Source organism: Streptomyces sp. JJ66 (assembly GCF_019303495.1).
Taxonomy (GTDB): Bacteria; Actinomycetota; Actinomycetes; order Streptomycetales; family Streptomycetaceae; genus Streptomyces.
In genome coordinates this window covers 204,996-224,262 of record NZ_JAEVFI010000001.1, presented here as the reverse complement: position 1 = coordinate 224,262, position 19,267 = coordinate 204,996, and the positions used below count along the sequence as shown (strand labels likewise).

Genomic DNA, 19,267 nt, shown 5'->3' with positions numbered 1-19,267 from the left:
GCCGCCAGCCGGACAGCCCGAGAGCGAGGAGGCCCAGTGCCAAAGGTGCCGCGCGAACCGCGACAACCGGAGACGGCGGGGAGCGGGAGCCCGCGGGGATGGCCGCTGCTGACCAGCATCCAGGGGCCGCGTGACCTCGACGGGCTCGCTCCGCAGCAGCTCGATCAGCTGGCCGCGGAGATCCGCTCGTTCCTCGTGGAGTCCGTCGCCCGTACCGGTGGCCACCTCGGCCCGAACCTCGGCGTCGTCGAACTGACGATCGCCCTGCACCGTGTCTTCCACTCGCCCAGCGACAAGGTGCTCTTCGACACCGGCCACCAGTCCTACGTGCACAAGCTGCTCACCGGACGGCAGGACTTCACCCGGCTGCGCGCCAGGGGCGGCCTGTCCGGCTACCCCTCCCGCGCGGAGTCCGAGCACGACGTCATCGAGAACAGCCACGCCTCCACGGTGCTCGGCTGGGCCGACGGCATCGCCAAGGCCAACGAACTGCGCCAGACCGGCGACCACGTCGCCGCCGTCATCGGTGACGGCGCGCTGACCGGCGGCATGGCGTGGGAGGCGCTGAACAACATCGCCACCGCCAGGGACCGGCCCCTGGTGATCGTCGTCAACGACAACGAGCGCTCCTACGCGCCCACCATCGGCGGCCTGGCCAACCACCTGGCCACCTTGCGCACCACCGACGGCTACGAGCGTTTCCTCGCCCGCGGCAAGGAGATGCTCAGCCGCACCCCCGTCGTGGGCAAACCGCTGTATGGCACCCTGCACGGCGCGAAGAAGGGCCTGAAGGACGTCATCGCGCCGCAGGGCCTGTTCGAGGACCTGGGCCTGAAGTACATCGGCCCGATCGACGGCCACGACCTCACCGCCGTGGAGTCGGCGCTGCTGCGCGCCAAGCGGTTCGGCGGCCCGGTGATCGTGCACTGCCTGACCGAGAAGGGCCGTGGTTACCAGCCCGCCCGCCTGGATGACGCCGACCAGTTCCACGCCGTCGGCGTCATCCACCCCGACACCGGCCTGCCCGTTTCCGCCTCCGGCGCCGACTGGACGTCGGTGTTCTCCGAGGAGATGGTCAGGCTCGGCCGCGAGCGCGAAGACGTCGTCGCCATCACCGCCGCGATGATGCGTCCCACCGGCCTGCACGCGTTCGCCGAGGCGTTCCCGCAGCGGGTGTACGACGTCGGCATCGCCGAGCAGCACGGCGCGGTGTCGGCGGCGGGCCTGGCAACCGCCGGGCTGCACCCCGTCTTCGCTGTCTACGCCACCTTCCTCAACCGCGCGTTCGACCAGGTGCTGATGGACGTCGCCCTGCACCGCCTGGGCGTCACCTTCGTGCTCGACCGCGCCGGGGTCACCGGCTCCGACGGCGCCTCCCACAACGGCATGTGGGACATGTCGATCCTCCAGGTGGTGCCCGGGTTGCGGCTGGCCGCGCCGCGTGACGCAGAACAGCTGCGCGCCCAGCTGCGCGAAGCCGTCGCCGTGGACGACGCGCCGACCGTCGTGCGCTACTCCAAGGGCGCCGTCGGTCCGTGCGTCCCGGCCCTCGGCACCGTCGGCGGCATGGACGTGCTGCGCGAGCCCGGCACCGACCGCCCGGACGTGCTGCTGGTCTCCGTCGGCGCGCTGGCCCCGATGTGCCTGGAGATCGCTGAACTCCTGGACCGGCAGGGCATCTCCACCACGGTCGTGGACCCGCGCTGGGTCAAGCCGGTTGACGAGGCGCTGCCCGCCCTGGCCGACCGGCACCGTGTCGTCGTCACCGTCGAGGACAACTCCCGTGTCGGCGGCGTGGGTTCAGCCGTCGCGCAGGCGCTGCGCGACGCCGGTGTGGACGTGCCGCTGCGGGACTTCGGCATCCCGCCCCGCTTCCTCGACCACGCCTCCCGCAAGGAGGTGCTGGCCGAGATCGGGCTCACCGCGCCGGACATCGCCCGTCAGGTCACCGGCCTCGTCGCCAAGCTGGACGGCCGCTACGGCGACGCGAGCGCCGACGCGGCCGGTGACGGCTCCGGCCGCGCGCGCGAGTCCGCCCGCGACTGAACCAGCGCCGCGAGCACGCCGCCCGGCTCCCGCCGGGACTCCACTCCGCCTCCGGCCCGTACATCGCCTCCCTCGGGTGGGCGGGCGACCCGGAGGCGGAGTCACGGTTACGCGGAGGGGCGGGAGGCGGGCAGAGCGCTGGGGCCGACGACCTCCGCGCCCGCCTCGCTGACGCGGCGGCGCAGCTCGCGGTCGGCTGTGACCACCACGCAGTGACGCCCCGTGCCCTCCGCCGTGACCAGTCCGACGATCGCGTCGTCACCGCTGCCGGGCGCCGCCACGACCCGGACCCCCGGCACCGGACCGACCCGGCGGGCCGCGCCCTCGACCACGAGCACCAGCTCCAGTGGTTCCCGGACCCCGGCCACCGTGCCGGAGGAGGCGAGCGCGGTGGCCAGGCGGTCCCGCAGCCGTTCCGTCGCGCCGTGGCGGTCGCGCCACCAGCCGTCCGGGACCGAGCCGACGGCGTTGGCCGCGTCCACCACCACCAGCGCGGGCGCGCTCACCTGGCCACCGGGGCCGGTGCTGCCTCGCGCCCCGGCCAGCCCTCCCACGCGGAGGTGACCATCTCGCGCACCCCGCGCCGCGCGGTCCAGCCCAGTTCCCGTTCGGCCCGCTCGGCGGAGGCGACGACGCGGGCCGGGTCGCCGGGGCGGCGTGCCGTCACCTCGGGGGTGAACACGTGCCCGGTCACCTCCGCGATGACGTCCAGCATTTCGCGCACCGACACACCCTCGCCGCGGCCGATGTTGACCGTCAGATCGCCGCCCGGCTTCACTTGTCCGGCGGACAGCGCGCGGGCGGCGGCCAGGTGCGCGTCGGCCAGGTCGGTGACGTGGATGTAGTCGCGCACGCATGTGCCGTCCGGCGTGGGGTAGTCCGCGCCGAAGACGCGGGGCGCGCCGCCCTCCGTCAACCGCTCGAAGGCCATCGGCACCAGGTTGAACACGCCGGTGTCGGCCAGCTCCGGGGCTGCCGCGCCCGCGACGTTGAAGTACCGCAGGCAGGCCGTGCGCAGCCCGTGCGCCCGCGCCGTGGCGCGGACCAGCCACTCTCCGGCCAGCTTGGTTTCCCCGTACGGGCTCAAGGGAACGCACGGGGTGTCCTCGGTGACCGTCTCCACGTCCGGCATGCCGTAGACGGCTGCCGAGGAGGAGAAGACGAACTCGCCCACGCCGCCCGCGACGGCCGCCTCCAGCAGCACCCGCAGCCCGTGCACGTTCTCGTGGTAGTAGCGCAGCGGCACCTCCACGGACTCGCCCACCTGCTTCTTCGCTGCCAGGTGCACGATGCCGGTCACACCGTGGTCGGCGATCACCGCATCCAGCGCCGCGCGGTCCAGCACGGACGCCGGCACCATCGGCACTCCCGGCGGAACCCTCCGCTCCAGGCCCGTGGACAAATCGTCCAGCACGACGACGCGCTGCCCTGCCCGCACCATCGCGTGGGCGACGTGCGCGCCGATGTAACCGGCCCCTCCGGTGACGAGATAAGTCATCGGCCCATCCTATGCGGCCCGCCCTGGCCCGACGGCGGACAGCCCCCACACGGAGGACAGCCCCCGCACGGACAGCCCGCACACGGACAGTCCGCGCCCGGACAGCACACGAGGCGGACAGCACGGCGCCCCGCCCGCGCGGAGTGGTCCGCGCGGGCGGGGGCGCCGGTGAGCCGGTCGGTGCCGGGGTCAGACCTGCGGCACGCTGGCCACGCCCGGGGCGTGGAACGCCGCGCCGCGCACCCGATCGCTGACGCCCGCCCGGTCCAGGTACGGCGTGATGCCGCCCAGGTGGAACGGCCAGCCCGCGCCGGTGATCAGGCACAGGTCGATGTCCTGGGCCTCGGCGACGACGCCCTCGCGCAGCATGAGGTCGATCTCCTCGGCGATGGCCTCCAGTGCCCGGTCGCGCACCTGCTCCTCGGTGAGGGCGGCATCCCCGGTCTCGAACAGGGCGGCGACCTCCGGGTCCAGCTCGGTGGTCCCCGGCTGGTACAGCCCGCGCTTGCCCGCCGCGACGACCCGGCCCAGGTTCTCCGAGACGCTGAACCGGTCGGGGAACGCGCTGTGCAGGGTGCCCGCCACGTGGTGTGCGACCGCCGGACCGACGAGCTCCAGCAGCACGATCGGCGACATCGGCAGACCCAGCGGGGCCAGCGCCCGGTCGGCGACCTCCACCGGCGTGCCCTCGTCGATCGAGCTCAGCACCGAGCCCATGAACCGGGTCAGGATGCGGTTGACGACGAACGCCGGGGCGTCCTTGACCAGCACCGCGGTCTTCTTCAGCTTCTTGGCCACGGCGAACGCGGTGGCCAGCGAGGCGTCGTCGGTCTTCTCGGCCCGCACGATCTCCAGCAGCGGCAGGACGGCGACCGGGTTGAAGAAGTGGAAACCGACCACGCGCTCGGGGTGCTTGAGCTGCGAGGCCATCTCCGTCACCGACAGCGAGGAGGTGTTGGTGGCCAGGATGGCGTGCTGTGGCACCACCGCCTCGACCTCGGCGAACACCTTCTGCTTGACGCCCATCTCCTCGAAGACGGCCTCGATGACGAAGTCCGCGTCACCGAAGGCGGCCGCCTTGTCCAGGGAGCCGGTCACCAGTGCCTTGAGCCGGTTGGCCTTGTCCTGCCCGACGCGGCCCTTGAGCAGCAGCTTGTCGATCTCCTCGTGGACGTAGCCGACGCCCTTGTCCACGCGCTCCTGGTCGATGTCGGTCAGCACGACCGGCACCTGAAGGCGGCGGGCGAACAGCAGCGCCAGCTGCGAGGCCATCAGGCCCGCGCCCACGACACCGACCTTGGTCACCGGGCGGGCCAGCGATTTGTCCGGCGCACCGGCCGGGCGCTTGGCGCGCTTTTGCACCAGGTTGAAGGCGTAGATGCCGCTGCGCAGTTCCCCGCCCATGATGAGGTCGGCCAGGGCCTGGTCCTCGGCGTCGAACCCGGCCTGGAGGTCGCCGTCCTTGGCGGCGGCGATGATGTCCAGCGCCCGGTAGGCGGCCGGAGCCGCGCCGTGCACCTTGGAGTCAGCGACCGCGCGCCCGTGGGCCACGGCCTGGTCCCACGCCTCGCCGCGGTCGATCTCGGGCCGCTGCACGCTCAGCTCGCCCGACAGCACCGCCGCCGTCCAGTGCAGCGACTGCTCCAGGAAGTCGGCGCCCTCGAAGATCGCGTCCGCGATGCCCAGCTCGTGCACCTGAGCACCCTTGAGCTGCTTGTTCTGGCTCAGCGAGTTCTCGATGATCACCTTGACGGCGCGCTCGGGTCCGATCAGGTTCGGCAGCAGCACGCAGCCGCCCCAGCCGGGCACCAAGCCGAGGAAGACCTCCGGCAGGGAGAACGCCGGAACCGCCTGCGAGACGGTGCGGTAGGTGCAGTGCAGACCCGCCTCGACGCCGCCGCCCATCGCCGCGCCGTTGTAGTAGGCGAAGGTCGGCACGGCCAGCCCGGCGAGCCGCTTGAAGACCTCGTGGCCCCCCTTGCCGATGGCCAGCGCGTCCTCGTGGCGGCCGAGCAGCTCGACGCCCTTGAGGTCGGCGCCGACGGCGAAGATGAACGGCTTGCCGGTCAGGCCGACGCCGACGATGTCACCGTTCGCGGCCTCCGTGGCCACCTGGTCGATCGCCCGGTCGAGGTTGGCCAGGGACTGCGGGCCGAAGGTGGTCGGCTTGGTGTGGTCGAAGCCGTTGTCCAGCGTGATGAGGGCGAACCGGCCCACGCCGCCGGGCAGGTCCAGGTGCCGTACGTGCGCCTGGGTCACCACCTCGTCGGGGAACAGCTCGGCAGCGCCCTTCAAAAGCTCCTGCGTCTCGGTCACTTGCCTGCCCCTTCGAAGTGCGGGTTCTCCCAGATCACGGTGCCGCCCATGCCGAAGCCGACGCACATCGTCGTCAGGCCGTAGCGCACGTGCGGCTGCTCCTCGAACTGCCGCGCCAGCTGTGTCATCAGGCGGACACCGGAGGAGGCCAGCGGGTGGCCGTAGGCGATCGCACCGCCGTACTGGTTGACGCGCGGGTCGTCGTCGGCGATGCCGTAGTGGTCCAGGAAGGCGATGACCTGGACGGCGAACGCCTCGTTGATCTCGAACAGGCCGATGTCGTCGATGGACAGGCCCGCCTGGGCGAGTGCCTTCTGCGTCGAGGGCACCGGGCCGATGCCCATGACCTCCGGCTCCACACCGGCGAACGCGTAGGACACCAGGCGCATCTTCACCGGCAGGCCCAGTTCGCGGGCGACGTCCTCGGCGGCGATCAGCGAGGCGGTGGCGCCGTCGTTGAGGCCCGCGGCGTTGCCCGGCGTGACCCGGCCGTGCGCGCGGAACGGCGTCTTCAGCCCGGCCAGCATCTCCAGCGTGGTGCCCGGGCGCATCGGCTCGTCGGCCGTGGCCAGGCCCCAGCCGGTCTCGCCGCCCTCAGGGCTGGTGCGGCGCACGGAGACGGGCACCAGGTCCGGCTGGATCTTCCCGTTGGCGTACGCCTTGGCGGCCTTCTCCTGGCTGGCCACGGCGTAGGCGTCGGTGCGGTCCTTGGTCAGGTGCGGGAAGCGGTCGTGCAGGTTCTCGGCCGTCATGCCCATGAACATGGCGGACTCGTCGACCAGCTTCTCGGAGACGAACCGGGGGTTGGGGTCCACGCCCTCGCCCATGGGGTGGCGGCCCATGTGCTCGACGCCACCGGCGACGACGACGTCGTACGCGCCGAAGGCGACGGAACCAGCCGTGCTGGTCACGGCCGTCATCGCGCCCGCACACATGCGGTCGATGGAGTAGCCGGGCACCGTCTGCGGCAGCCCGGCCAGAATCCCGGCCGTGCGGCCCAGGGTCAGGCCCTGGTCACCGATCTGCGTGGTCGCGGCGAGGGCGACCTCGTCGATGCGCTCGGGCGGCAGGTCCGGATTGCGGCGCAGCAGCTCACGGATGCACTTGACGACCAGGTCGTCCGCGCGGGTCTCGTGGTAGATGCCCTTCGGCCCCGCCTTGCCGAACGGGGTGCGGACGCCGTCGACGAAGACGACGTCCCTAGCGGTACGAGGCACGTTGGCTCTCCTCCTGGGGTGCGGCCGGTTGTCCGGGAGAAATGCTGAAAACCCTGAAAAACCCGAGAAACCCCGCCGTCGCGCGGACTCGCGGCACGGGTTCGCGGTGCGGGCTTCCCGCCCACCATGCTACTTGTCGGTAACCATGTGGCAAGGCCCGGCCGCGCCCACGCGGGTGCGGTTCCGGTCACACGCCGGGCGTGTCACGGCTGCGCGGGCGCCGCCCGCAGCGCCGTCGTCAGCAGCGGCAGCGTCTGCTCGATCTGCCACTCGCGGGCCCCGTGGGCGCGCAGCAGCGCCGCGACGGCCTCCGGCTCCGCGCCTGCTGGCGGCTCCCAGCACAGCCGGCGCACCGTGTCCGGCGTGAGCAGGTTCTCCTGCGGCATGTTCAGCCGTTCCGCGTGCGCGGTGACGGCGGCCCGCGCGGCCGCCAGCCGGGCCGCGGCGGCCGGGTCCTTGTCCGCCCACGCGCGCGGTGGGGGCGGCCCGTTTGGCGCCTGACCCTGCTGCGGCAGGGCCGACTCCGGCAGCGCCCGCGCCCGGTCCACCGCCGCCTGCCAGTGCTGCACCTGCCGGCGCCCCGCCCGGGTGCTGAACCCCGGCAGCTTCGCCAGCTCCTCCACCGACTCCGGCAGCGCGAGCGCGGCCGCGACGATCGCCGCGTCCGTCAGCACCTTGCCCGGGGAAACATCCCGCTTCCGCGCCACCTTGTCCCGCGCCTGCCACAGCTCCCGCACGACGGCCAGCTGACGGCGCCGCCGCACCTTGTGCAGGCCGGACGTGCGGCGCCAGGGATCCTTGCGCGGGGCGGGCGGGGGAGCGGCGGCGATGGCGGCGAACTCCTCGCGCGCCCACGCGAGCTTGCCCTGGCGCTCCAGCTCCTTCTCCAGCGCGTCCCGCAGCTCCACCAGCAGTTCGACGTCGAGCGCGGCGTACCGCAGCCACGCCTCGGGCAGCGGACGGGAGGACCAGTCCACCGCCGAGTGCCCCTTCTCCAGCGTGTAGCCGAGGACGCTTTCCACCATCGCCCCCAGCCCCACCCGCGGGAAGCCCGCCAGCCGCCCGGCCAGCTCGGTGTCGAACAGGGTGGGCGGCGCCATGCCTATTTCCCGCAGGCACGGCAGGTCCTGGGTGGCGGCGTGCAGCACCCACTCGGCGTCACCCAGTGCGTGCGCCAGCGGCGACAGGTCCGGGCAGGCGATCGGATCCACCAGCGCCGAGCCCGCGCCCGCGCGGCGCAGCTGCACCAGGTAGGCGCGCTGACCGTAGCGGTACCCCGACGCCCGCTCCGCGTCCACCGCCACCGGCCCGCTGCCCGCCGCGAACGCGGAGATGACCCCGGCGAGCCCGTCGGCGTCGGCGGTGACCGGAGGAATCCCCTCGCCCGGCTCCAGCAGGGGCACCGGCAGGGGGGCCGGGGCGCCGGAGGGGGGCTGAGCTGCACTGTCTGCTGGGGTCTCCTGAGCGTCGGTCACCCGACAAGGGTATAGGCGGGCTCTGACACCCGCTCCGGTGACCCAACACGCGGCACCCCCCGACGGAACGTTACGCCGGGGGGTGCCACGGGTGTTTTCGGTGTGCTGATTCAGTGGATGATGCCCGTGCGCAGGGCGACGGCCACCATGCCCGCCCGGTCGCCCGTGCCCAGTTTGCGCGCGATGCGAGCCAGGTGGCTCTTCACGGTGAGCGCCGAGAGGCCCATGGAGACGCCGATCGCCTTGTTCGACTGACCCTCCGCGACCAGCCGCAGCACCTCCACCTCCCGGCCCGACAGCTCGCGCTGCCCGCCGGGGTGGCCGGGCGCACCCGGTGGACGGCGGTGCAGCCGTGCGGCCGCCGCACCGATCGCCGCGGCGCCGGGCCGCGCCGTCATGGCGAGGTTGTTGCGCGTCCCGGTGACGACGTAGCCCTTGACGCCGCCGGCCAGCGCGTTGCGCACGGCACCGATGTCGTCGGCCGCCGACAGCGCCAGGCCGTTCGGCCAGCCCGCGGCCCGGGTCTCGGACAGCAGCGTCAGCCCGGAACCGTCGGGCAGGTGGACCTCGGCGACGCAGATGTCGCGCGGGCTGTTCACGCGGGGCCGGGCCTCGGCCACGGACGACGCCTCGATGACGTCCCGCACGCCCAGCGCCCACAGGTGCCGGGTGACGGTGGAGCGGACACGGGGATCGGCCACGACCACCATGGCCGTGGGCTTGTTCGGACGATAGGCGGCCAGGCTGGTGGGGTGATCGAGCAGAACGGACACCGAGCCTCCTGGGGAGTGGAGTGGGCGGCGAGGGTTTCCCTGGGGAAGGGTCACGAAGTCATTCGGCAGTGCGCGGGGTCCGCTTTAGGGAAGATCACGAACGAGTGAGCATAAAATTCCCAATTCGGACACCCGTGCGTGGTTCCCGTGGGGGCTTCCCACGTGGTGGCCCGCGTCCTCTCCATTCCGCCGGACCCTCGCCGTCGCGGTGGCCCGCCACCGCGACGGGTTTGTTTCCGGGGGCTGCCGCCCCCGGCCCCTGGGCTCTTGGCCTGGGGCTGCGCGGGCGGAGAGCCTCAGCGGCGGCGGTGGGGGAGGGGGACGATGCCTGGGGGGTCCTCGGCGGGGGGTTCCGGGGGGAGTCCGGCACACTGGCGGAGCAGGTCGCACCAGGCGGCGAAGTGTGCGGCGACGTCGGGGAACCCGAGGGGGGCGAGCGGGGTCCAGGAGGCGCGGAGTTCGATCTCCGCCTCCGCTGGGCGGCCGCCGAGCTGGCCGAAGAACGCGGAGGCCGCGCGCGTCACCGTGCCGCCGGGCTGGCGTACCTGGACGCCGCGGGCGTCCAGTGCGCCGGTGAGCCAGGACCAGGTGACCTCCGGCAGCAGCGGGTCGGCCGCCATCTCGGCTTCCAGTTCGGCACGGGCCAGCGTCACCACCCGGAACGTCCCGTGCCACGCCTCGTGGCCGCGCGGGTCGTGGAGGAGGACGAACCGGCCATCGGCCAGCTCCTCGTCGTCCACGGTGACGGACGCGCCCACCGCGTGCGCGTACGGCGCGAGCCGCCGTGGGGCCGGGAGCGGTTCGAGGTGTACGGCGCTCGGCGTGCGGGCCCCCGTCAGCGCCGCGACGGCCTGGCGGAACGCCACCGGTGCCGTCTCGCCGGGCTCGGGGTCCTCCGCCTGGTGTGCGCGCGCCGCTGTCATGGTCCCGAAGACTAGGCGCCGCGCGGCCCCGAGCCGGGTAGGAACACCCGGTGGGTTACGGCCACGTCCGGCCATGTCGGCAGTGCGTGGGAGACTTCCCGGTGTGACTGCCGTTGACCGCCCGCAGGGCCCGCCCAGCAAGACGTACGACTCCGCGTTCCTCGCCGCCTGCCGCCGCGAGCCGGTGCCGCACACCCCGGTCTGGTTCATGCGCCAGGCCGGTCGTTCGCTGCCCGAGTACCGCAAGGTGCGCGAGGGCATCGCCATGCTGGACTCCTGCATGCGTCCCGACCTCGTCGCCGAGATCACGCTGCAGCCGGTGCGCCGCCACAAGGTGGACGCGGCGATCTTCTTCAGTGACATCGTCGTGCCGCTGAAGGCCGTCGGCGTCGAGGTGGACATCAAGCCGGGCGTCGGTCCCGTCGTGGCGCGCCCCATCCGCACCCGGGCCGACCTGGACCAGCTGCGGGAGCTGACGCCACAGGACGTCCGCTACGTCACCGAGGCCGTCGGCCTGCTGACGGACGAGCTGGGCGCCACCCCGCTCATCGGGTTCGCCGGAGCACCGTTCACGCTGGCCAGCTATCTCGTCGAGGGCGGCCCGTCGCGCAACCACGAGCACACCAAGGCCCTCATGTACGGGGAGCCAGGGCTGTGGGCCGAGCTGCTGGACCGGCTCGCGGGCATCACCTCCGCGTTCCTGAAGGTGCAGATCGAGGCCGGGGCCAGCGCCGTGCAGCTCTTCGACTCCTGGGTGGGCGCGCTCTCCCCGGACGACTACCGGGCGCGGGTGATGCCCGCCTCCGCCAAGGTCTTCGACGCCGTCGCCGGTTACGGCGTGCCACGCATCCACTTCGGCGTCGGCACGGGTGAGCTGCTGCCGCTGCTGGGCGAGGCGGGCGCCGATGTGGTGGGCGCCGACTGGCGGGTGCCGCTGAACGAGGCCGCGCGCCGCGTCGGCCCCGGCAAGGCGCTCCAGGGCAACCTGGACCCGGCCGTGCTGTTCGCGCCGCGCGACGCGGTGGAGGCCGAGGCACGCAAGGTGCTGGACGCCGCGCACGGGCTGGAAGGCCACGTCTTCAACCTGGGCCACGGAGTGCTGCCCGACACGGACCCGGACGCGCTCACCCGCCTGGTGGCCTACGTCCACGAGCAGACGGCGCGCTGAACCGCCGCCGGAAACACGCGGGAGGCTGTCATGCACACCATCGTCATCGGCGGCGGCATCTCCGGGCTCGCCGCCGCCCACCGCCTGCTGAGCCGGGGCGGCCCCTCGGCCCGCGTCACCGTGCTGGAGGCGGCGTCGCGGCTCGGCGGCAAGCTGTACGCCGGGGAGCTCGCCGGAACCGCCGTGGACCTGGGCGCGGAGTCGATGCTGGCCCGGCGCCCGGAAGCCGTGGAGCTGGCCCGCGAGGCGGGCCTGGGGGACGCGTTGCAGCCACCGGCCGTGGCGGGCGGCGCGATCTGGACGCGCGGCACCATCCACCCCATGCCGCGCGGCCACCTCATGGGTGTGCCCGGCGATCCGGCAGCCGTGGCGGACGTCGTCTCGCCGGACGGGCTGGCCCGCATCGCCGAGGACGCGCACCGGGCGCCGACACCGCTCGGTGACGACGTCACCATCGGCGGCTACGTCGCCGAGCGGCTGGGCCGGGAGGTGGTGGACCGGCTGGTGGAGCCACTGCTCAGCGGCGTCTACGCGGGTGACGTCTACCGCATCTCGCTGCGCGCCGCGCTGCCCGAGCTGTTCGAGGCCGCCCGCCGGGAGCCGTCACTGCTCGCCGCAGTGCGTGGCCTCCAGGAGCGGGCAGCGGCCTTGGCGCCGTCCGGGCCCGTCTTCCAGGGCATCGTGGGCGGCGTCGGGCGGCTGCCGGGAGCGGTGGCCGACGCGGTGCGCGCCGCAGGTGGCCGGATCGCGACGGGTGTGAGCGCCAGCGAACTGCGGCGCACGCCCGAGGGCTGGGAGGTCACCGCGAGCGACGGCACCCACCGCGCGGACGCCGTCGTCCTCGCCCTGCCCGCCCCGGCTGCCGCCCGGCTGCTGAGCGGGCCCGCGCCCGGGGCCGCCGGGGAACTCGCCGCCGTCGAGTACGCCTCCATGGCGCTGTGCACGCTGGCCTTCCGCCGCGCCGACCTGGGCGGGCGCGTGCCACAGGGCAGCGGCTTCCTGGTCCCGCCGGTGGACGGGCACACCATCAAGGCCGCCACGTTCGCCAGCAACAAGTGGTCGTGGATCGCCGAGCAGGACCCGGAGCTGTTCGTCCTGCGCACCTCCGTCGGCCGCTATGGCGAGGACGCCGTGCTGGAACGGGACGACGCGGACCTGATCACCGCCTCGCTGCACGACCTGCGGGAGGCGATCGGGCTGACGGCGCGGCCGGTGGCGTCCACCGTGACGCGCTGGGCGGGCGGCCTGCCCCAGTACCCCGTGGGTCACGTGGAGCGCGTGGCCCGCGTCCAGGACGCCGTGGGAGGGCTGCCCGGGCTCGCGGTGTGCGGCGCGGCGTACGACGGTGTCGGCATCCCCGCCTGCGTCGGCTCCGGGCAGCGGGCCGCCGACCGGACCCTGGAGCAGGCCGCCGCGGGGCAGGGGCGACAATAGGGCCATGAGTGACGCCGCACCGCACAAGGCCCCCAACGCGGGGAAGAAGGCCAAGGACCTCAACGAGGTCATCCGCTACACCCTGTGGTCCGTCTTCCGGCTGAAAGACGTGCTCCCCGACGACCGCACCGGCTACGCCGACGAGGTTCAGGAGCTGTTCGACCAGCTGGCGGCGAAGGACGTCACGGTGCGAGGCACCTATGACGTCTCGGGGCTGCGCGCCGACGCGGACCTCATGATCTGGTGGCACGCCGAGACCGCCGACGCGCTCCAGGACGCCTACAACCGCTTCCGCCGCACCCGGCTGGGGCGCGCCCTCCAGCCGGTGTGGTCGAACATGGCGCTGCACCGGCCCGCCGAGTTCAACCGCTCGCACATCCCGGCGTTCCTCGCCGACGAGACACCGCGCGCCTATGTCAGCGTCTACCCGTTCGTGCGCTCGTACGAGTGGTACCTGCTGCCGGACGAGGAGCGGCGGACCATGCTGGCCGATCACGGCAAGATGGCGCGCGGCTTCCCCGACGTGCGGGCCAACACGGTGGCGTCGTTCTCCCTCGGCGACTACGAGTGGATTCTGGCCTTCGAGGCGGACGAACTGCACCGCATCGTGGACCTGATGCGGCACCTGCGGGGTTCGGAGGCGCGGCGGCACGTGCGCGAGGAGGTCCCCTTCTACACCGGTCGCCGCAAGCCGCTCGCGGAGCTGGTGGCTTCACTGGCTTAGCACTGCGGGGCGCTGACGCACGCGCCCTGGTGTGAGGCCCGGCGTTCGGGGGGAAACCGCCGGGCCTCACGGTAGGGGAACGCGCGGCTCCGCTTCAGGGTTCCCGCTCACTCCAGCGCATCCGCGATGAGCTGCGAGACCCGTACGAACCGGTATCCGCGCTCGCGTAGCTCCGGCACGATGCGCCGCACCGCCTCCGTCGTCGCGGGCGCCGCGCTGCGGGTGCAGTGCAGCACCACGACCGAGCCCGGCCGCACCCCGGACAGCACCTGCCGCGCGACGGCACCGGCGTCGGGGTTGAACGGGTCCCCGCTGACCACGTCCCACTGCACGACGGTCACCCCGGACGGTGCGATGGCCCGCAGTGCCGCCTCGTCGTAGCAGCCGCCCGGGAAGCGGAAGTACGGCGCCGGGTTCGCCACCCCGGCCGCGCGCAGGGCCGCGAAGCCCTCGCGGACGTCGGCCGCCGCCTGCCCCGGCTCCAGCGCGGGCAGCCCGTGGCAGGGCTCGGTGAAGGCGTAGTGCGAGAACGAGTGGTTGCCGACCTCGAACAGCGGGTCGCGCCCGAGCGCGGCCGTCTGGCCGGGATAGGTGCGCGCCCACATGCCGGTGACGAAGAACGTGGCCGGGACGCGCTCGGCGGTGAGCAGGTCCACCAGGGCCGGGTTGTCGTAGGGCTCACCGGCCGCCGCGAGTGGGCCCTGGCTGGCGGTCATGTCGGCGTCGAAGGTGAGGGCGACTGTCTTGTCCCGTGCCGTCGTGTCCTGTGGCGCGCGCGGCCCGTGGGCGAAGACCGGCGCCTGGCCACCCGGGGCCAGCGGCAGCGTCGGCGGACGCGGCGCGCGCTGCGGCGGACGCGCCTGGGCCGCGGCTTGCTCCGGCGCGAGGGAGGCCCGGTCCGCGCTGGAGGGCGCACCGACTGGCGCGGCGCAGGCGGTGAGGGTGGCGGCGGTGAGGGCGAGCGCGGTCAGCGTGCGGGCGGCGGCACGGGAGCATGGAGGCACGCCGCGACACTAAATACGATGATCGCGCCGCGCGCGTCCGGCTACTCCGTCTGGCTCCCTTCGCCCGGCTGTGCCGTGCGGCCCCTCACCCCGCTGACCGCATCAGCTTTCCGTGGTTCCGGCCAGCGCCTTGCCGTCACGGGCCAGCGCCGTCAGCCGGGAGATGGCGCGGAAATACTTCTTGCGGTACCCACCCTTCAGCATGTCCTCGCCGAACAGCTCGTCGAAGGGACACCCGGAGGCGACGACCGGGACCTCGCGGTCGTAGAGCCGGTCCGCGAGCACCACCAAGCGCAGGGCCGTGGCCTGGTCCGGAACGGGCGTCAGGCCGGTCAGGCACACCGCGCGCACACCGTCGCACAGGGCGCCGTAGCGGCTGGGGTGAACGGTGGCGAGGTGGGCCAGCAGCGCCGGGAAGGCGTCCAGGCTCGCACCCGGCGTGCGGTAGGCCGCCCGCGTCACCTCGTCGTCGCCGAACGGTGCCGGAGCCTGCGGCAGCCCACGGTGACGGTAGTCCTCGCCGTCGATGCGCAGCGGGCGGAAGTGGCTGGACAGCCCCTGGATCTCGCGCAGGAAGTCGGCGGCGGCGAAGCGGCCCTCACCCAGCTTTCCGGGCAGCGTGTTGGACGTCGCGGCCAGCGCCACGCCCTGCTCCACCAGGCGGCTCAGCAGCGTGGAGACCAGCACGGTGTCGCCCGGGTCGTCCAGCTCGAACTCGTCGATGCACAGCAGGCTGTGGTCCGAGAGCGTGCGCACCGTCTGCTGGAAGCCGAGCGCGCCGACCAGGTTCGTCAGCTCCACGAACGTGCCGAACGCCTTGCGCTCGGCCGGGGCCTCGGTGGCATGCCACAGCGAGGCCAGCAGGTGCGTCTTTCCGACGCCGTAACCGCCGTCCAGGTAGACGCCGCGCGGACCGCTCGGCCCGGCCGGACGGGAGCGGCGGAACCAGCGCCTGCGTCCGGACCCGGAGGCCGACGCGCCGCCCAGCGAGGCCGCGAAACCGCGCAGCACCTCGACCGCCTCGGCCTGGCTGGGCTGGTCCGGGTCCGGCAGGTAGGTGCCGAAGCGCACCGCGTCGAACCGTGGCGGCGGGACCAGCTCGGCGACGAGCCGCTCGGCCGGTACGTGCGGGTGCCGCTCGGTCAGCGCGGCGGGGGACGCCTCGGCGTCGCGCGCGCTTGCGGGCAGGGTGTGGGAGGGGCCAGGGGAGGACGACACGCTGCCACTGTACGGGCCTGGGGCGGGCCGTCAGCCCGGCAGTGGCCCGTGCCACACTGCGGGGATGCGACGCCTGTTCCCCTTGTCCCCCGACGCCCCCCGCGCCCCCGGTGCCTCCCACGGCACGGCGGACCCCGCCGCTGCCGACGCCGGTGACCGCACCTGGAGCCTGGACGAGCTGGCCGACGCCTACGCCTACCCGTCGGGTACCGGAGCGCGGACGGGGCGGAGCTGGCTGCGCGCCAACATGGTCGCCTCGCTGGACGGCGCCGCGCACCACGGGGGCCGCTCGCAGCCGCTGTCCAGCGACACCGACATGCGGATCTTCGGCGTGCTGCGCGCGCTCGCGGACGCCGTCGTCGTCGGCGCGGAGACGGTGCGCCAGGAGGGCTACCGTCCGGCCAGGGCCCGCGAGGCGTTCGCCGCCCGGCGCGCGGCGGCCGGTCAGGCGCCCGCCCCGGCCATCGCCGTGCTGAGCGCGGGCCTGGAGCTGGACTTCACCGCGCCGCTGTTCACCGCCCCGCACACGCCCACGCTGGTCCTCACCGGAGCCGGGGCGCCCACGGACCGGGTGGCGGCCGCGCGGGCCACGGGGGCGCGCGTGGTGTTCGCGGGCGAGGGCATCGGCGCCGACCCCGCCCGCGTGCCGGCGCTGCTGGCCGAGCACGGGCACCACCGGCTGCTGACCGAGGGCGGCCCCCGGGTACTGGGCGAGTTCGCCGCCACGGGGGTGCTGGACGAGCTGTGCCTGGCCATCTCGCCCCGGGTCACGGCGGGGGAGGCACCGCGCATCATGAACGGCCCGGCGCTGGCCGCCCCGGCTGACTTCGTGCTGGAGTCGCTGCTCGAAGAGGCCGGTTTCCTCTTCACGCGCTACCGTCGGCAGGGAGAGTAGGCGGAATGTGACGTTCCGCTTTTTCTCGGACCGGGCAGACTCCCCCAGATGGCCAGCCGGAGAGAAGGGCGCCTGCCGTGTTCACGACCGTACTGATGATCGAGAAGCCGCTGGTGCCGACCGACGTGGACCTCGTGACCACCCTGCACGGTGCGGAGGAGGTCTCCTTCGTCGTCCTCATGCAACCCCGTGGCCGCCAGGACCGGCTGCTGCGCGCGCTGGACGACGTGGCCCTGGGCGAACTGGAGGACGCCGTACACGAAGCCGACGTCCCCGAGGGCGCCGAGGCGCTGCCACCGGCCCGGCTGGCCCTGGAGCACGCACTGAAGTCACTGCGCGACGCCGGGGCCCAGGCTGTGGGCCGCCTGGTGGAGAGCCACCCGCTGGACGCGCTCAGCTCGGTGGTGGAGGAGACCGGGGCGGACGAGGTGATCGTGCTGACCTCCCCCCACCTGGTGGAAGAGTTCTTCCACCGCGACTGGGCCTCCCGTGCCCGGCACCGGGTCGGCGTCCCCGTCCTGCGCCTGTTCGCCCACGCGGAGTAGCTGGCCCCGGCTGGCGAAGCGCCCCGAGCACCGGGCCGGTGCGCGCTCGTTCAGCGCGTGGCGCCCGCCCGCGTCAGGCAGCCGCCCGGGCGGACACCGGCGACAGGCGGCCGTCGCGGAGGTGGAGGACGCGGTCGGCCGGGGCCAGGGCGGCGTCGTCGTGGGTGACCAGAAGCGTGGCGCAGGCGTGGCGGCGGGTGACGTCGGCGAGCAGCGCGGCCACCGCGGCGCCCCGCTCGCGGTCCAGCGCGGACGTCGGCTCGTCCACCAGCAGCACCGACGGCTCGCCGAACAGGGCGCGCGCGATGTTCACACGCTGGCGTTCGCCCCCGGAGAGCTGATGCGGTCTGCGGCGCCGCTGCGCCGCGTCCAGGCCCACGGAGCCCAGCAGCGCCTCGGCGCGCTCGCGGTCAGCGGCCCGGTGCGCCCGGGCCCGGCGCCATCCCCGCAGACGCGGCAGCACGAGCAGCTGGTCCAGCGCGGTGAGCGAGGGCAGCAGGTTCGGCTGCTGGAAGACGACGCCGACACACTCCCGGCGCAGTGCCGTGCGCGCGGACGCCCGCAGCCGCGCGGTGTCCCGCCCCGCGATCCGCACCGCCCCGGCGTCCGGGCACAACAGCGTCGCCGCCACCGCGAGCAGCGAGGACTTCCCCGAGCCGGACGGGCCGACGACAGCAACCAGCTCACCGGCGGCCACCGCGAGACTGACCTCGTCCAGGGCCGTCAGCCGGCGTCCGGCACCGTCCGGGTAGGTCAGGCGCACGCCGTCCAGGACGAGCGCGGAGCCCGAGGGGGCGGAGGGCGTAGCAGGCGCGGTGGACGTGGTCATCGGGAGGCTCCCAGAGCGGTCAGCGGATCGACAGAGGTGATGCGCCGGACGGCGAGCGCGGCCCCCGCCAGACCCAGCACCACGATGGCCCCCACCGGGACGGCCACCACGGAGGCCGACAGCGCGAACGGCACCCCGCGCGCGGCGAACGCGCCGCCCAGCACGCCCAGGCCCGCGCCGAGCAGCGCCCCCGCCAGCAGCACGGCCGCCGCCTGCGCCAGCGCGTCGCGCACCAGGTAGCCGCTGCTTGCCCCCACGGCCTTGAGCACCGCGATGTCCGGCTTGCGCTGCACCGTCCACACGGTGAAGAACGCCCCCGTCACCAGGGCGCTGACGGCGAAGAGGAAACCCTGGATGAGCTGGAGGCTGCCCTGCTCGGCGGTGTAGCTGGCGATGCCCTCCAGCGCGGCGTCCACCGGCACGGTGCGGGTGCCGGTGCGGGCGTCCAGGGCGCCGGTATCAGCACCGGCGGCGAGGGTGAGCGCCAGGACGGTGGGGCGGTCCTGGCCGGTGACCTGACGCCAGGTGGGCAGGTCGGTCCACACGGTGGGGGCGTGCCCGTGCGCGCGGTCCGCGGTGATCCCGGACACGGACAGCTCCGTGGTGCCCAGGCGAACGGTGCGGCCGGTACGCAGGCCGAACTCCCTGGCCGCCGCCGCGCTGACCGCCACTTCGCCCACCCCCGGCGCGGCGCCCTCGCGCAGCGGTGGCACCAGGGCGCGGTCGCCGCCGAAGACGCTGACCGAACCGGCCGTCCCGGCGCCGCTCACCCGCGTCATCGCCACCCCGAGCGGCAGCGCGGCCCGCACCCCGTCGGCCCCGGCCCACGTTTCCGCCTGCTCGGCGGAAACGGAGCTGCTGGGGAACGACACCTCCGGCTCGGCCCCGGCCAGCGCGCCGAAGGCGACGGCGTCCACCGGCAGCTCGGCGACGGCGGACGAGGAGTCCCGGGCCAGCCCGCCGGTGAGGCCGTACAGGAACACCACGAGCGTGGTCAGCAGCGTGACGACGGCACCCATGAGGGCGAACCGCCCCCGGGCGAACCGGATGTCACGGAGGGCGACGAACAACGCGGGACTCCTCGCACACGTGCGGCGCGCCGGATGCGCCCGGCGTCGCCTCCAGGCTCGCCGGAGCCGCTGCCCGCGCACATCGCCGACGCGGACGCCTGTGGTCTGCCCCGTTCGGCGCAGCCGGAAATC

The 19,267-nt window shown here is 74.0% G+C and carries 17 protein-coding genes; 6 read left to right on the top strand and 11 right to left on the bottom strand.

Features of this window, described 5'->3' with window-relative positions; translation table 11 throughout:
* The first annotated feature begins 45 nt into the window (after positions 1 to 45).
* On the top strand, positions 46 to 2,046 hold the full coding sequence (gene dxs, locus JJV70_RS01000; RefSeq protein ID WP_219045723.1) for a 1-deoxy-D-xylulose-5-phosphate synthase: 2,001 nt from the start codon (positions 46 to 48) through the stop codon (positions 2,044 to 2,046).
* Positions 2,047 to 2,153: 107 nt separating this feature from the next.
* On the opposite strand, the gene JJV70_RS00995 is transcribed toward dxs, so the two are convergent.
* From JJV70_RS00995 to JJV70_RS00965, 7 genes are all read right to left on the bottom strand, one after another.
* Positions 2,154 to 2,552 carry an NTP pyrophosphohydrolase gene (locus JJV70_RS00995; protein ID WP_219045557.1) on the bottom strand — a complete coding sequence of 133 codons (399 nt, stop codon included), beginning with the start codon at positions 2,550 to 2,552 and terminating at the stop codon, positions 2,154 to 2,156.
* On the bottom strand, positions 2,549 to 3,544 hold the full coding sequence (gene galE / locus JJV70_RS00990; protein WP_219045556.1) for a UDP-glucose 4-epimerase GalE: 996 nt from the start codon (positions 3,542 to 3,544) through the stop codon (positions 2,549 to 2,551). The genes JJV70_RS00995 and galE overlap by 4 nt, the downstream gene beginning before the upstream one ends.
* 189 nt (positions 3,545 to 3,733) lie before the next feature.
* Complete coding sequence (locus JJV70_RS00985; protein ID WP_219045555.1) at positions 3,734 to 5,860, bottom strand: 3-hydroxyacyl-CoA dehydrogenase NAD-binding domain-containing protein; 2,127 nt, start codon at positions 5,858 to 5,860, stop codon at positions 3,734 to 3,736.
* Positions 5,857 to 7,077 carry an acetyl-CoA C-acyltransferase gene (locus tag JJV70_RS00980; RefSeq protein ID WP_219045554.1) on the bottom strand — a complete coding sequence of 407 codons (1,221 nt, stop codon included), beginning with the start codon at positions 7,075 to 7,077 and terminating at the stop codon, positions 5,857 to 5,859. The genes JJV70_RS00985 and JJV70_RS00980 overlap by 4 nt, the downstream gene beginning before the upstream one ends.
* 203 nt (positions 7,078 to 7,280) lie before the next feature.
* A complete protein-coding gene (locus JJV70_RS00975; RefSeq protein ID WP_219045553.1) occupies positions 7,281 to 8,552 on the bottom strand; it encodes a ribonuclease D in 1,272 nt (423 codons plus the stop codon).
* A gap of 110 nt (positions 8,553 to 8,662) precedes the next feature.
* Positions 8,663 to 9,325, bottom strand: coding sequence for a response regulator transcription factor (locus JJV70_RS00970; protein WP_219045552.1), 663 nt, complete (start codon positions 9,323 to 9,325; stop codon positions 8,663 to 8,665).
* 296 nt (positions 9,326 to 9,621) lie between these two features.
* The gene (locus JJV70_RS00965; protein ID WP_219045551.1) at positions 9,622 to 10,248 is read right to left on the bottom strand and encodes a DUF3000 domain-containing protein; all 627 of its coding nucleotides are present in this window, start codon (positions 10,246 to 10,248) and stop codon (positions 9,622 to 9,624) included.
* A 73-nt stretch (positions 10,249 to 10,321) separates the two neighbouring features.
* Between JJV70_RS00965 and hemE the strand changes: the two genes are divergently transcribed.
* Genes hemE through hemQ form a run of 3 tightly spaced genes read left to right on the top strand, consistent with a single transcriptional unit; the run spans position 10,322 to position 13,574 of the window.
* Positions 10,322 to 11,416: a uroporphyrinogen decarboxylase gene (hemE, locus tag JJV70_RS00960; protein WP_374227221.1), complete on the top strand. Its 1,095-nt coding sequence runs from the start codon at positions 10,322 to 10,324 to the stop codon at positions 11,414 to 11,416.
* Between the two features lie 30 nt (positions 11,417 to 11,446).
* Positions 11,447 to 12,850 carry a protoporphyrinogen oxidase gene (hemG, locus tag JJV70_RS00955; protein WP_219045549.1) on the top strand — a complete coding sequence of 468 codons (1,404 nt, stop codon included), beginning with the start codon at positions 11,447 to 11,449 and terminating at the stop codon, positions 12,848 to 12,850.
* Between the two features lie 4 nt (positions 12,851 to 12,854).
* A complete protein-coding gene (hemQ, locus tag JJV70_RS00950; protein ID WP_219045548.1) occupies positions 12,855 to 13,574 on the top strand; it encodes a hydrogen peroxide-dependent heme synthase in 720 nt (239 codons plus the stop codon).
* 107 nt (positions 13,575 to 13,681) lie between these two features.
* On the opposite strand, the gene JJV70_RS00945 is transcribed toward hemQ, so the two are convergent.
* On the bottom strand, positions 13,682 to 14,578 hold the full coding sequence (locus tag JJV70_RS00945) for a polysaccharide deacetylase family protein (RefSeq protein ID WP_308294623.1): 897 nt from the start codon (positions 14,576 to 14,578) through the stop codon (positions 13,682 to 13,684).
* Between the two features lie 102 nt (positions 14,579 to 14,680).
* Positions 14,681 to 15,766: a cell division protein ZapE gene (zapE, locus tag JJV70_RS00940; protein ID WP_219045721.1), complete on the bottom strand. Its 1,086-nt coding sequence runs from the start codon at positions 15,764 to 15,766 to the stop codon at positions 14,681 to 14,683.
* A 94-nt stretch (positions 15,767 to 15,860) separates the two neighbouring features.
* On the opposite strand from zapE, the gene JJV70_RS00935 reads away from it, so the two are divergent.
* Positions 15,861 to 16,691 (top strand): dihydrofolate reductase family protein, encoded by an 831-nt coding sequence (locus JJV70_RS00935; protein ID WP_219045547.1) that lies wholly within the window; start codon positions 15,861 to 15,863, stop codon positions 16,689 to 16,691.
* A 77-nt stretch (positions 16,692 to 16,768) separates the two neighbouring features.
* Positions 16,769 to 17,236, top strand: coding sequence for an indole-3-glycerol phosphate synthase (locus JJV70_RS00930; protein ID WP_219045546.1), 468 nt, complete (start codon positions 16,769 to 16,771; stop codon positions 17,234 to 17,236).
* A 73-nt stretch (positions 17,237 to 17,309) separates the two neighbouring features.
* Here JJV70_RS00930 and JJV70_RS00925 read toward each other — a convergent pair whose 3' ends face one another.
* Entirely contained in the window at positions 17,310 to 18,065 is a 756-nt protein-coding gene (locus tag JJV70_RS00925) for an ABC transporter ATP-binding protein (RefSeq protein WP_219045545.1), read from the bottom strand.
* The gene (locus tag JJV70_RS00920; RefSeq protein ID WP_219045544.1) at positions 18,062 to 19,135 is read right to left on the bottom strand and encodes an ABC transporter permease; all 1,074 of its coding nucleotides are present in this window, start codon (positions 19,133 to 19,135) and stop codon (positions 18,062 to 18,064) included. Before JJV70_RS00920 ends, JJV70_RS00925 begins: the two co-directional genes overlap by 4 nt.
* Between the last annotated feature and the right edge of the window lie 132 nt (positions 19,136 to 19,267).